The sequence below is a fragment of the Hydrogenophaga sp. genome, from assembly GCF_018780385.1.
Lineage (GTDB): Bacteria > Pseudomonadota > Gammaproteobacteria > Burkholderiales > Burkholderiaceae_C > Hydrogenophaga.
In genome coordinates this window covers 1-13,739 of the sequence record NZ_JADMJO010000055.1, presented here as the reverse complement: position 1 = coordinate 13,739, position 13,739 = coordinate 1, and the positions used below count along the sequence as shown (strand labels likewise).

General features: G+C 61.8%; 11 protein-coding genes. All 11 read left to right on the top strand.

What is annotated here, in order from left to right:
- Nucleotides 1–4: 4 nt before the first annotated feature.
- Nucleotides 5–1,084, top strand: coding sequence for a pilus assembly protein PilM (locus IV113_RS17110; RefSeq protein WP_291087311.1), 1,080 nt, complete (start codon nt 5–7; stop codon nt 1,082–1,084).
- Nucleotides 1,081–1,692, top strand: a complete 612-nt coding sequence (locus IV113_RS17105; protein ID WP_291087309.1) for a PilN domain-containing protein — start codon at nt 1,081–1,083, stop codon at nt 1,690–1,692. Before IV113_RS17110 ends, IV113_RS17105 begins: the two co-directional genes overlap by 4 nt.
- 15 nt (nt 1,693–1,707) lie before the next feature.
- Nucleotides 1,708–2,379: a type 4a pilus biogenesis protein PilO gene (locus IV113_RS17100; protein WP_291087307.1), complete on the top strand. Its 672-nt coding sequence runs from the start codon at nt 1,708–1,710 to the stop codon at nt 2,377–2,379.
- 50 nt (nt 2,380–2,429) lie between these two features.
- A complete protein-coding gene (locus tag IV113_RS17095) occupies nt 2,430–2,930 on the top strand; it encodes a pilus assembly protein PilP (RefSeq protein ID WP_291087435.1) in 501 nt (166 codons plus the stop codon).
- Nucleotides 2,927–5,050, top strand: a complete 2,124-nt coding sequence (locus tag IV113_RS17090) for a type IV pilus secretin PilQ (protein ID WP_291087305.1) — start codon at nt 2,927–2,929, stop codon at nt 5,048–5,050. The genes IV113_RS17095 and IV113_RS17090 overlap by 4 nt, the downstream gene beginning before the upstream one ends.
- Nucleotides 5,051–5,070: 20 nt before the next feature.
- Nucleotides 5,071–5,625: a shikimate kinase gene (locus IV113_RS17085; protein WP_291087433.1), complete on the top strand. Its 555-nt coding sequence runs from the start codon at nt 5,071–5,073 to the stop codon at nt 5,623–5,625.
- 44 nt (nt 5,626–5,669) lie between these two features.
- Complete coding sequence (gene aroB, locus IV113_RS17080; protein ID WP_291087303.1) at nt 5,670–6,791, top strand: 3-dehydroquinate synthase; 1,122 nt, start codon at nt 5,670–5,672, stop codon at nt 6,789–6,791.
- Nucleotides 6,792–6,799: 8 nt separating this feature from the next.
- Nucleotides 6,800–7,975, top strand: coding sequence for a deoxyguanosinetriphosphate triphosphohydrolase (locus tag IV113_RS17075; protein WP_291087301.1), 1,176 nt, complete (start codon nt 6,800–6,802; stop codon nt 7,973–7,975).
- Between the two features lie 23 nt (nt 7,976–7,998).
- Nucleotides 7,999–9,198 (top strand): MFS transporter, encoded by a 1,200-nt coding sequence (locus IV113_RS17070; protein ID WP_291087299.1) that lies wholly within the window; start codon nt 7,999–8,001, stop codon nt 9,196–9,198.
- A 66-nt stretch (nt 9,199–9,264) separates the two neighbouring features.
- Nucleotides 9,265–9,966 carry a transposase gene (locus IV113_RS17065; protein WP_291087297.1) on the top strand — a complete coding sequence of 234 codons (702 nt, stop codon included), beginning with the start codon at nt 9,265–9,267 and terminating at the stop codon, nt 9,964–9,966.
- Nucleotides 9,967–10,152: 186 nt separating this feature from the next.
- Nucleotides 10,153–13,739, top strand: a 3,587-nt coding sequence (locus tag IV113_RS17060; protein ID WP_291087295.1) for a glutamate synthase-related protein, incomplete at its 3' end; no start/stop codon positions are given.

Below are 13,739 nucleotides of genomic sequence, written 5' to 3'. Positions count from 1 at the left end.
CACCTTGATCTCATTGGGGTCGTTATTCAGCCGGGAACCGGCGCCCATGTTGGGCATTGACGTGAGCTCGTCGAGCGTCAAACTGGTTGAACTGTCCCGCAACCGATCTGGTGATCTGGTGCTGGAGCGTTGTGCCATGGAACCGCTCGAACGTGGCTGGATCACCGACGGCAACATCGAAAAGTTTGACGAGGTGGCCGAAGCCGTTCGCCGAGTTGTTCGCAAGAGTGGCAGCAAGACGAAAAACGTGGCCCTGGCGCTCCCTGCATCGGCCGTGATCACCAAAAAGATCATCCTGCCCGGTGGGTTGTCCGACAAGGAGCTGGAGGCGCAGGTTGAATCTGAAGCCAATCAGTACATTCCCTTTTCACTCGACGAAGTGAGCTTGGACTTCTGTGTCATTGGTCCAAGTACCAATTCGGTGGGCGACGTCGAGGTCCTGATTGCTGCGTCGCGCAAGGAAAAAGTGTCGGACCGTCAGGGTCTGGCCGAGGCGGCCGGGCTCAAGCCGGTGGTCATGGATGTCGAGTCTTACGCCTCCCGCATGGCCGCAGGAAGGGTCATCGAGACGCTGCCAAACCAAGGCATTGATTCTTTGGTGGCTCTGTTTGAAGTGGGCGCCCTGACGACCAGCATGCAGGTGATGCGCAACGACGACGTTTTGTATGAACGGGATCAGGCCTTTGGCGGCGCACAGCTGACGCAGTTGATTGTTCGCCAGTACGGCTTTTCCGCTGACGAGGCCGAGGCCAAGAAGCGTTCCGGTGACTTGCCGGATGACTACCGTGCGGCGGTCCTGGATCCTTTCATTGAAAGCATGGCGCAAGAGGTCGGCCGGGCTTTGCAGTTCTTTTTCACCAGCACGCCCTACAACAAGGTGGACCACATCTTGCTGGCGGGGGGTAGTGCAGCGTTGCCCGGGCTGACGGAGGCGGTGACCCACCAGACTTCGTTTGCCTGCATGGTCATCAATCCCTTCGACGCCATGGAGATGGCGCCCTCCATACAGGCTCGCAAGATCTCGCGCGAAGCGCCTTCGTACTTGACGTCAACCGGGTTGGCCTTGCGGAGGTTCTACCAATGATCTTGATCAACCTGCTGCCCCACCGAGAGGCGGCGCGCAAGCGACAAAAGGATCAGTTTTTTACCCAACTGGGTCTATCAGCCTTGTTGGGCGGCATCGTTTGTGGCGCCGTGTTCACCTGGTATCAAGGGCAGATTGCCTCGCAACAGGATCGCAACGCGTTCCTGCAGGCCGAGATAACCCGCCTGGATGCCGAAATCAAGGACATCGCGGGCCTGCAAAAGGAAATTGCATCCCTGCGGGCCAGGCAAACCGCGGTTGAGGATCTGCAGGGCGACCGCAACACACCGGTGCATTTGCTGGACGAGTTGGTGACGCAGTTGCCTGACGGCGTTTACCTCAAGTCCATGAAGCACGAGAACCAGAGCGTCTTGCTCAATGGCGTGGCCCAGTCCCAGGAGCGGGTGTCCGACCTGCTGCGCAATCTGGCCAACAACAGCCAATGGTTGGTGCGCCCAGAGCTGATCGAAATTGTGTCTTCAAGCGTGGCTTTGGCTGCACAACAGAGGCGGGTATTCAACTTCTCCATCCGCGCATCACTCAAACGCCCCTCTGCCGAAGCAGGGACCACTCCCGCCGGCGCCCCTGCCGCTCCGGGCAAGGTCTGACACAGGCAACGCATCATGGCCAAATCGCCCAGCATCAACGTGGACTTCAAAGGAGTCCAGGAAAAACTCAAAAGCCAGTTCACCGGGCTTGATCCCAACGATCCTTCGCAGTGGCCCGGCCTGCCGCGCAATCTGTTGTTTGTGGCGGTGTGTGCGGCGGTCATTGCCGGCCTGTGGTTTGCCTGGTTGAAAGACTCCGACGAGGAGTTGATTGCCGAGAAAGCCCGCGAGCAGCAGCTTCGCGAAGACTACAGGAAGAAGGCAGTGCAAGCGGTCAACCTGGATGCACTGCGCAAGCAACTTGAACAGGTTCAGCAGTACGTCACCCAGCTTGAAAAGCAGCTGCCCAGCAAAGCAGAAATGGATGCCTTGTTGTCGGATATCAACCAGGCGGGCTTGGGACGCAGCTTGCAGTTTGAGTTGTTTCGCCCGGGCGCTGTCAGCGTGAAGGAGTACTACGCTGAACTGCCGATCTCGGTACGGGTGACGGGGACTTACCATGACATCGGACTGTTTGCCGCTGACATCGCAAACCTCTCCCGCATCGTGACGCTGAACAACCTGACACTGACGCCGGTTGCCAATCGCGAAGGCGTTCTGACGATGGACTGCATTGCCAAGACCTTCCGGTACCTGGATCAGGACGAAATCGCTCTTCAACAAAAAGCACAGGGAGCCAAGAAGTGACTTCCTCAACGTATTTGAATCGCTTGGCTGTGCTTGCAGTTGGCTTGGTGATGTCAGCTTGCACCTCTTCTGGACAAGACGAATTGCAAGCCTGGATGCAGAGTGAGCGCAACAGCATCAAGCCATCGGTCAAGCCCATACCGGCGCCCACGAAGTTTGAACCGCAAGCCTATGCCGGGGAGCGGTTGACGCCACCTTTCAGCGTTGAAAAGCTCACGAGCGTGTTGCGCGGAAGCCAATCCACCCCGGTGGTCAACGCGGCCTTGATCGAACCTGAACTCAACCGGCGCAAGCAACCACTTGAAGCCTATCCACTGGACACGATGTCCATGGTCGGCAGCATGAACAGGGATGGGCAACTGGTTGCACTCGTCAAGGTTGCCAACCTGCTGTATCAAGTTCGTCCGGGTAACTACCTGGGGCAGAACTATGGACGCGTGACCCGGATTTCGGAGACGGAGGTGGTCATGCGCGAGGTCGTGCAGGATTCCGGCGGCGAATGGACGGAGCGCCCCGCAGCGCTGCAGTTACAAGAGGAAGCTTCTAAATGAACAAGCCAAACAAGGCTCCCGTGGTCTCAGCCGTGCAATGGGGCGTGGTCAAGGGCGCAGTCTTTGCCTGCATGGCATTCACCTCCGTCTGGGCGCAAGCTCAAAACGCGATTCAGTCGGTGACGGGAGGCGTGCAGGGTGGGGTAGAGGTCATTCGCATCAACACCGCCCAGCCGCTCACCGCGGTGCCAACCGGGTTCACCATTCAGTCTCCTGCCCGCATTGCGCTGGATTTCCCTGGTGTTGCCAACGCCATTGGCCGCAGCACCGTTGAAATCAACGAAGGTAATCTGCGCTCGGCCAATGTGGTGCAGGCCGGCGACCGGACCCGTGTGGTGATCAATTTGAAGCAGACAGCTTCTTACGAAACCAAGATTGAAGGCAACTCCCTTCTGGTCGTGTTGCAGCGCTCCGAGGCTGTGACGGCCGTGACTGCGCCGCCATCTTCTTTTGCTGAGAACCGCAACCGCGATGTTTCGTCGCTTCGCGACATCGACTTCCGGCGCGGCGTGGGCAACGCTGGGCGTGTGGTGGTGGAACTGGCCAACAACCAGGTCGGTGTTGACATACGTCAGCAGGGGCAAAACCTGGTGGTGGAGTTTCTGAAGACCTCCCTGCCTGAGGGATTGCGCCGCCGGCTGGATGTGAGTGACTTCGGCACGCCCGTGCAGAGCGTCACAACCTCGCAAACCGGCGACCGGGTGCGCATGGTGGTGGCGCCCACTGGCAACTGGGAACACTCCGCCTACCAGAGTGACAACCAGTTCGTTCTGGAAATTCGCGAGCAGAAGATCGATTCGAGCAAGTTGACGCAAGGGCCTGGCTACAACGGTGAGAAGCTTTCGTTGAACTTCCAGAACATTGAAGTTCGCTCGCTGCTGCAGGTGATCGCCGACTTCACCAACTTCAACGTGGTGACCTCGGATTCTGTGACCGGCTCGGTGACGCTGCGCCTCAAGGATGTACCTTGGGACCAAGCTTTGGACATCATTCTTCAAGCCAAAGGCTTGGGCATGCGCAAGTCGGGCAACGTGCTTTGGATCGCACCGAAAGACGAGATTGCTGCGCGTGAGAAGCAGGACCTTGAAGCAAGGGCCTCAACGGAGAGCCTGGAGGCGTTGCGCACGCAGGGCTTCCAGATGAACTACGCCAAGGCGGTCGACATCGCGACCCAACTGACCTCAAGCGGCAGTGGTGGTGGCGCCGCAGGCGGCAGCAACGCTCGCATTCTGTCGGAGCGCGGCAGTGTCATCTCCGAGCCTCGGACCAACCAGCTGTTCGTCACGGACATCCCGTCCAAATTGCAGCAAGTTCAAGATTTGATCGCCAAGTTGGACATCCCGATTCGCCAGGTGATCATCGAGGCACGCATCGTCGAGGCTGACGATACCTTCGGCAAATCGCTGGGTGTGAGGTTGGGTGGCGGTGTTCGCGGCTTCGGCGCAGGCTCCATCAACGGGAATCAAGTGCAGGGCAACTTTGGCTCTACCTATGGAGCCGTCTCAACTGGTCCAACAACAACATCGCAGCCGTTTGTGAGTTTGCCGGCCAACCCGGGTACTGCCTTGGCAGCCTCCTATGCGCTGTCGCTCTTCAGCCCCAACGCGTCGCGTTTCCTGAGCCTTGAGATCTCCGCGCTGGAATCGGATTCCAAGGGCCGCATCGTGGCCAGCCCACGAGTCGTGACCGCTGATGGCGTCAAGGCCTTGATCGAGCAAGGCACGGAGTTCCCGTACCAGACAGCAACGTCCAGCGGTGCCACGGCCATCGCGTTCCGCAAGGCCAATCTGAAGCTTGAGGTGACGCCTCAAATCACGCCCGAAGGCAACATCATTCTGGACCTGGACATCAACAAGGACAGCAGGGGTGTGGACACACCCGACGGTGTGGCCATCAACACCAAGCACGTGCAGACCCAGGTGCTGGTTGAAAATGGTGGAACCGTGGTGATTGGCGGCATCTTCGAGCAGACGCAACGTGACACCGTGAACAAGGTTCCACTGCTGGGGGATCTGCCCGGCGTGGGCAATTTGTTCAAGTCGCGCGAACGGACCAACAACAAGTCAGAGTTGCTCATCTTCATCACACCGCGCGTGCTGGGTCGATCTGCCATCAATTGAGTGCCACCTCCTGTTTCTTGATCGGCTTGCCTGGCTCAGGCAAGTCGACGGTTGGTCGGCAGTTGGCACGCCGCCTTTCGCTTCCTTTCTTTGACTCGGATCATGTGATCGAACAACGGTTGGGTTGTTCGATTCGAGAGTTCTTCGAGCGTGAGGGCGAGGAGCGGTTTCGAGATCTCGAAGCGTCCGTGATCGATGAACTGACCGCTGGACCTGCCTGCGTGGTGTCCACCGGCGGCGGTTCTGTGCTGCGTTCTGAAAACCGGGAGCGGTTGCATCAGCGCGGTTCCGTGGTGTATCTTCGCTCCACGCCCGAGGAGGTGTTTCGTCGGCTGCGGCACGACCGCAATCGACCTTTGCTGCAGGTGGCCGACCCTCAGCAGCGGCTGAAAGATCTGTACGCCGTGCGGGATCCGCTGTACCGCCAGATCTCCCACTTCGTGATAGAGACCGGAAGGCCTTCGGTGGCGATGTTGGTGAACATGATCCTGATGCAACTGGAACTCAGCGGCGTGGTCCCGCCCGACGCGCCCGGGTCGGGCGATTCAACCGGCTCTTCGCAAGCTCGCCAGTGAGTTGAGCCGGGGCTCGACCCGGTCAGGGCATAAACTTGGGGCCCATGACGCCTCAAGCCACATCTTCCCTCCATCAACAGGTCGAGATCGATCTCGGTGATCGCAGCTACGCCATCGACATCGGCGCGGGTTTGCTCGATGCGCAGGAAAGCTACCGCTCCCTGCCGGCAGCGCACAGCGCGATGATCATCACCAATGAAACCGTGGCACCGATCTACGGAAAGCGCCTGGAGCACGCGCTCTCATCGCGCTATGCCCGTGTCCACACGGTGAGTCTGCCCGATGGTGAGTCCTACAAGACCTGGGAATCGCTGAACCTGATCTTTGATGCATTGCTGTCTCATGGCTGCGACCGCAAGACGGTGCTCTTTGCATTGGGCGGGGGTGTGGTGGGTGATATGACCGGCTTTGCTGCCGCAAGCTACATGCGTGGCGTGCCTTTCGTGCAGGTGCCCACCACTTTGCTCGCACAGGTGGATTCGTCGGTCGGGGGCAAGACGGCCATCAACCATCCGTTGGGCAAGAACATGATCGGGGCCTTCTACCAGCCGCAGCGCGTGGTGTGTGACCTCGACACGCTCAATACTTTGCCCGCGCGCGAGCTCAGCGCCGGGTTGGCCGAGGTCATCAAATACGGCCCCATCGCCGACATGGCGTTTCTGGACTGGATCGAGGAGCACATGGACCAGCTCATGGCACGTGACCCCGAGGCACTGGCCCACGCGGTCAAACGCAGTTGTGAGATCAAGGCATGGGTGGTGGGTCAGGACGAGCGCGAGTCTGGCTTGCGGGCCATCCTCAACTTCGGTCACACCTTTGGCCATGCCATCGAGGCGGGCATGGGCTATGGCGCCTGGCTGCACGGCGAGGCCGTGGGCTGCGGATTGGTGATGGCGGTGCGTCTCTCGCAGTTGCTGGGTGGGGTGGATGCGGCGTTTGTCGAACGCCTCATGCGTTTGGTGCAGGCGGCGGGTCTGCCCACCGTGGCGCCAGTGATCGATGCGCACGACAACGTCGGACGCTACCTCGCCCTGATGCGGGTGGACAAGAAATCGGAGGCGGGTGAGATCAAGTTTGTGGTGATCGATCGTCCAGGCAGTGCCGTGGTGCGCACCGCGCCCGATGCGCTCGTGGCCCAGGTGATCGAGGCGAGTGTGCGCGCCTGATGGAGCGAGTGCCGGAACGAACCGTCCAGACGCTGGCGCCGTATGCCAGTGACCCCGCGCAGAGCCGTGGTCGCCGCTACCCCGAAGCGGAGGCGCCCACACGCACGGCCTTCCAGCGCGATCGGGATCGTGTGATTCACTCCACCGCGTTTCGCCGGTTGGTCTACAAGACCCAGGTGTTTCTGAACCACGAAGGCGATCTTTTCCGCACGCGCCTGACCCACTCGCTGGAAGTGGCGCAGCTCGGGCGCAGCATAGCCAGATCTTTGCAACTCAACGAGGATCTGGTGGAAGCCATTGCCCTGGCGCACGACCTGGGCCACACGCCGTTCGGCCATGCTGGCCAGGACGCGTTGAATGCCTGCATGCAGTCGCTCACACCCAGTGAACATGCCGTGGATGGCTGGGGCTTCGAGCACAACCTGCAGAGCTTGCGCGTGGTGGACGAACTGGAGGAGCGTTACCCGGCCTTTGACGGTTTGAACCTGTGCTTCGAGACCCGCGAAGGCATCCTCAAACATTGTTCACGGAACAACGCGAAGCGCTTGGAGCAGCAGGAGCCGCACGGCGTGGCCGCGCGCTTCCTCAGTGGTGGTTCGCCCAGCCTGGAAGCGCAGTTGTGCAACCTGGCTGACGAGATCGCCTACAACGCGCACGACATCGATGACGGTGTGCGCTCGGGTCTGTTGACACTGGAACAGCTGGGTGAGGTGCCCTTGTTCGAGCACTACCGGCAACAAGCGCTGCACGCCCATCCCACATTGGCTGGCCGGCGCCTCTTGTTCGAATCGATCCGGCTGATGCTCAGCGATCAGGTGTACGACGTGATTGACCACACGCGCCTGCGCATTGCCGAACACGCGCTGGACAACGCCGATGCGGCGCGCGGCTTACCGCCCCTGGTGGCGTTTTCCCCGGCCATGCGCGATCGCTCGCAGGTACTCAAGGCCTTTCTGCTGCGCAACCTCTACCGCCACCCCCAGGTGATGGAGACCACCAACCGTGCACGCCGTGTGGTGAGTGACTTGTTCGAGCGCTACATGAATGCTCCCGAAGAATTGCCCCACGCGCATGGCCGCAGCCAGCATCACGCTCGCGCGGTGGCCGACTACATCGCCGGCATGACCGACCGTTTCGCCATTCGCGAGCACGAGCGTCTGTTCGGCACGGTGGCGTTCCCTTGAGCTGACCCGAACCGCCTGCCTTCATGACCGCTCGCGACGATCCGGTGTCCCGGCGAACAGCCGCCATCGTGTTCGCCGTGGGCGTCACCTGCGCCCTGCATGTGGGCAAGCTGCCGGTTGCCATCCCTGTGTTGCGAGAGGCTTTGGGTTTGTCTCTTGTCCAAGCTGGCTTCCTGCTGTCCTTGGTGCAGCTGGCCGGCATGACCCTGGGGCTGGTGGTGGGCTTGACGGCCGATCGTTTGGGCCCACGGCGCGTGATGTTGGCTGGGCTGGCGTTGCTGGCGCTGGGCAGCGCGCTGGGTGCGATGGCACCAGGAACGGGTGTGCTGCTGCTCTCCCGCGTGGTGGAGGGCATGGGTTTCCTGCTCGCCGTGCTGCCTGCGCCGGGTCTGTTGCGCCAACGCGTGCTCCATGCGCCCACCCTGTCGCGCGCCTTGGGTTGGTGGGGTGCCTACATGCCGTTGGGCACGGCGTTGGCCTTGTTTTTTGGTGCAGCACTCATGGGTGCGGTTGGTTGGCGCTGGGCCTGGGTATTGCTGGCGCTGTTGTCGCTATGTGCGGCTGTGGTACTCGCGCGCTGCGTCTCGGTCGACCTGCGGTCGAGTGGGCAGGGCAGCCCTACTGCATGGCGCCCGCGGCTCAAGAGAACCCTCACGGCGCCCGGCCCCTGGTGGGTTGCGCTGGCGTTCTTCCTCTACTCGGGCCAATGGCTGGCCGTGGTCGGTTTTTTGCCCACCATCTACGCGCAAGCCGGCTACGGCGCGGTGGCGGTCGGTGCCTTGAGCGCACTGGCAGCCGGCATCAACATGACCGGCAACATCGGCGCTGGGCGCTTGCTGGCGCAGGGTATGCGCCCCGGCGTGTTGCTCGCCGCAGGCTTCTGCGCGATGGGGCTGGGCTCCGTGATCACGTTCACAGCGGTGGGATACCCCGTCTGGCAATACGTGGCCGTGCTGGCCTTCTCGGGCGTGGGTGGCTTGATTCCTGGCACCTTGTTCGGCCTGGCAGTGGTGCTGGCGCCAGGTGAGGACACCGTGTCCACCACGGTGGGCTGGATGCAGCAGTTCTCGGCGTTGGGACAGTTCATTGGCCCACCACTGGTGGCCTGGGTGGCCACCCAGGCCGATGGGTGGCAGTCCACTTGGTGGGTCACCGGCGCTTCGTCTTTGTTGGGATTGCTGATAGCGGGGCGGCTTCAGGCGGCCATGCGCCGTCGCGCCTGATAATCGATAATCGGGGTCGGATTCCGATGTCGCAGCATCGCGCTGCCCTCAACGCGCTCAACCACCATGGCCCGTCTGCCCCGCCTCACCGTTGCCGGTTATCCCCATCATGTGATCCAACGCGGCAACAACCGGCAGGCGATCGTCAAGACCGACGCCGACCGCGAAGTGCTGCTCGAATTGCTGGGCGAGAGCGCCAAAAAACACATGGTGGCGATCAACGCCTATGTGTTGATGGACAACCATTTCCACCTGCTGCTTACTCCCGAAACGGCAGAGGGCGTGCCGTTGATGATGCAGGCGGTGGGGAGGCGCTACGTGCGTTATTTCAACGACTTGCACCAGCGCAGCGGCACGCTCTGGGAAGGTCGGTACAAGTCCACGCTGATCCAGTCCGATCGTTACCTGTTGGCCTGCATGGCGTATCTGGACCTCAATCCGGTGCGTGCCGGCCTCGTTGGTGACCCGAGGCAATACGCCTGGTCCAGCCACCATCACTTTATTGGTCAGACCAACGACCGACGCGTCACACCCCATGCCTTGTACTGGAGTCTGGGGAACACGCCCTTTGCAAGGGAAGCCGCTTACACCGAATTGGTGCGCGCGGGGCTGGCTGGTGATGAGCAAAAGGCCATCACGCTGGCCACGTTGCACGGTTGGGCACTGGGCGATGCCGGTTTTGTGGAAGCCCTTCAAAAGCAGACGCCGCGTCGAATCAGCAAAGCGCGGGCTGGAAGGCCGGCGGGCCTCGCTCTAAAAACTGGTTGATCTCCAATCTGGCTCCGGGCACATTGCATGCAATATTAATCCGTCCCCAATTAATACACACATATCAATTGGTGATAAAAATTGGAATCTGACCCCATTTAATCTGCTTGGCATTGTTGTTGCAATGCAATATGCTCCGCAGTCCCACGTTTTGAATCAACGCCCCCGAACCGAAAAGGAAGCGCCATGACCACGGCAGCCGAAAAGCAGCACCTCCAACAACACGGTCTGTACGACCCGGCCAACGAGCACGACGCCTGTGGCGTGGGTTTCGTGGCGCACATCAAAGGCGAAAAGAGCCACGGCATCGTGCAGCAAGGCCTGAAGATCCTGGAGAACCTGGACCACCGGGGTGCGGTCGGGGCCGACAAGCTCATGGGTGATGGCGCGGGGCTCTTGATTCAGCTGCCCGATGCGCTGTACCGCGAGGAGATGGCGGCACAAGGCGTGACCCTGCCACCCGCGGGTGAATACGGGGTCGGCATGATCTTCATGCCCAAGGAACACGCCAGCCGCCTGGCGTGCGAGCAGGAAATGGAGCGCGCCATCGCCGCCGAAGGCCAGGTGCTGCTGGGCTGGCGCAACGTGCCGGTGAACCGCGACATGCCGATGTCGCCCACCGTGCGCGAAAAGGAACCCATCATCCGCCAGGTCTTCATCGGCCGGGGCAACGACGTGATCGTGCAGGACGCGCTGGAGCGCAAGCTGTATGTGATCCGCAAGACGGCCAGTGGCGCCATTCAACGCCTCAAGCTGACCCACAGCAAAGAGTATTACGTGGTGAGCATGAGCAGCCGCACCGTGGTCTACAAGGGCCTGCTGCTGGCCGATCAGGTGGGCACCTACTTCCGGGATCTGCAGGACGAGCGCTGCGTCTCGGCGCTGGGCCTGGTGCACCAGCGCTTCTCCACCAACACCTTCCCCGAGTGGCCGCTGGCACACCCGTACCGCTACGTGGCGCACAACGGTGAAATCAACACCGTCAAGGGCAACTACAACTGGATGAAGGCGCGCGAAGGCGTCATGTCCTCGCCCGTGCTGGGTGCCGACCTGCAGAAGCTCTACCCGATCAGCTTCGCCAGCCAATCCGACACGGCAACGTTTGACAACTGCCTGGAGCTGCTGACCATGGCGGGCTATCCGCTCGCGCAGGCCGTGATGATGATGATTCCCGAGCCGTGGGAGCAGCACACCACCATGGATGAGCGCCGCAAGGCGTTCTACGAATACCACGCCGCCATGATGGAGCCGTGGGACGGCCCGGCCTCCATCGTGTTCACCGACGGTCGCCAGATTGGCGCCACGCTGGACCGCAACGGTCTGCGCCCGTCGCGCTATTGCATCACCGACGACGATTTCGTGATCATGGGCTCCGAGTCGGGCGTGCTGCCCGTGCCGGAAAACAAGATCGTGCGCAAGTGGCGCCTGCAGCCCGGCAAGATGTTCCTGATCGACCTGGAGCAGGGCCGCATGATCGACGACGAGGAGCTCAAGGCCAACCTCGCCAACAACAAGCCCTACAAGCAGTGGATCGACAACCTGCGCATCCGCCTGGACGACGTGGACACGCCGGTGGCCGGTGAATCCGCGCAGGAGCAGGGCATCGGCGCCACCGAGCCGCAGACCGGCGGCATGGAGAGTGTCACGCCCGAACTGCTGGATCGCCAGCAGGCGTTTGGCTACACGCAGGAAGACATCAAGTTCCTGATGAGTCCGATGGCCGCCAACGGCGAAGAGGGCATCGGCTCCATGGGCAACGACAGCCCGCTGGCCGTGCTCTCCGACAAGAACAAGCCGCTCTACAACTACTTCAAGCAGCTGTTCGCGCAGGTGACCAACCCGCCGATCGACCCGATCCGCGAAGCGATCGTGATGTCGCTGGTGTCCTTCATCGGCCCCAAGCCCAACCTGCTCGACATCAACCAGGTCAACCCGCCGATGCGCCTGGAGGTGAGCCAGCCGGTGCTGGACTTCGCCGACATGGCCAAGCTGCGCGACATCGAATCAGCCACGCAGGGCAAGTTCCGCAGCCACACGCTGGACATCACCTACCCCGCCGACTGGGGCCGTGCCGGTGTGGAAGCCAAGCTGGCCTCGCTGTGCGCCAGCGCGGTCGATGCCATCAAGGGTGGCAAGAACATCCTGATCATCAGCGACCGCGCCATCAGCGCCACGCAGATCGCCATTCCCGCGCTGCTCGCGCTCTCGGCCATCCACCAGCACCTGGTGCGCGAAGGTCTGCGCACCACGGCGGGCCTGGTGGTGGAGACCGGCACCGCGCGTGAAGTGCACCACTTCGCCGTGCTCGCGGGTTACGGCGCTGAAGCCGTGCATCCCTACCTCGCCATGGAAACGCTCACCGCGATCCACAAGGGTCTGCCGGGTGACCTGAGCGCCGACAAGGCGATCTACCAGTACGTCAAGGCCATCGGCAAGGGTCTGTCCAAGATCATGTCCAAGATGGGTGTGTCGACCTACATGTCGTATTGCGGTGCCCAGCTGTTCGAGGCCATCGGCCTCAACACCGAGACCGTCAACAAGTACTTCACCGGCACCGCCAGCCGCGTGGGCGGCATCGGCGTGTTCGAGATTGCCGAAGAGGGCATCCGCATGCACAAGGCCGCCTTCGGTGACGACCCGGTGCTCGCCACCATGCTCGACACCGGTGGTGAATACGCCTGGCGCGCCCGCGGCGAAGAGCACATGTGGACGCCCGACGCCATCGCCAAGCTGCAGCACAGCACGCGCGCCAACAACTGGAACACCTACAAGGAATACGCGCAGCTCATCAACGACCAAAGCCGCCGCCACATGACCTTGCGCGGCCTGTTTGAATTCAAGATCGATCCCGCCAAAGCGATTCCGATCGACGAAGTCGAGTCGGCCAAGGAAATCGTCAAGCGCTTCGCCACCGGCGCCATGTCGCTCGGCTCCATCTCCACCGAGGCGCACGCCACGCTGGCCGTGGCCATGAACCGCATCGGCGGCAAGAGCAACACCGGCGAGGGCGGCGAAGACGCGCTGCGCTACCGCAACGAGCTCAAGGGCATCCCGATCAAGCAGGGGCAGACCATGTCCGACCTGCTGGGCAAGGACACCTTCGAGGTTGACTACGAGCTGCAGGCCGGCGACTCCATGCGCTCCAAGATCAAACAGGTGGCCTCGGGCCGTTTCGGTGTCACCGCCGAATACCTCAACAGCGCCGACCAGATCCAGATCAAGATGGCACAGGGCGCGAAGCCCGGCGAAGGTGGCCAGTTGCCCGGTGGCAAGGTGAGCGACTACATCGGCAAGCTGCGCCACAGCGTGCCGGGCGTGGGCCTCATCAGCCCGCCGCCGCACCACGACATCTACTCCATTGAAGACTTGGCGCAGCTCATTCACGATCTGAAGAACGTCGCGCCGCACTCGAGCATCAGCGTGAAGCTGGTTTCGGAGATCGGCGTGGGCACCATCGCCGCGGGTGTGGCCAAGTGCAAGGCCGACCACGTGGTGATCGCCGGTCACGACGGTGGCACCGGTGCCTCGCCCTGGTCCTCCATCAAGCACGCCGGCAGCCCATGGGAAATCGGCCTGGCCGAAACCCAGCAGACGCTGGTGCTCAACCGCCTGCGCAGCCGCATCCGCGTGCAGGCCGACGGCCAGATGAAGACCGGTCGCGACGTCGTCATCGGCGCGCTGCTGGGCGCCGACGAGTTCGGCTTCGCCACCGCACCGCTGGTGGTCGAGGGCTGCATCATGATGCGCAAGTGCCACCTCAACACCTGCCCGGT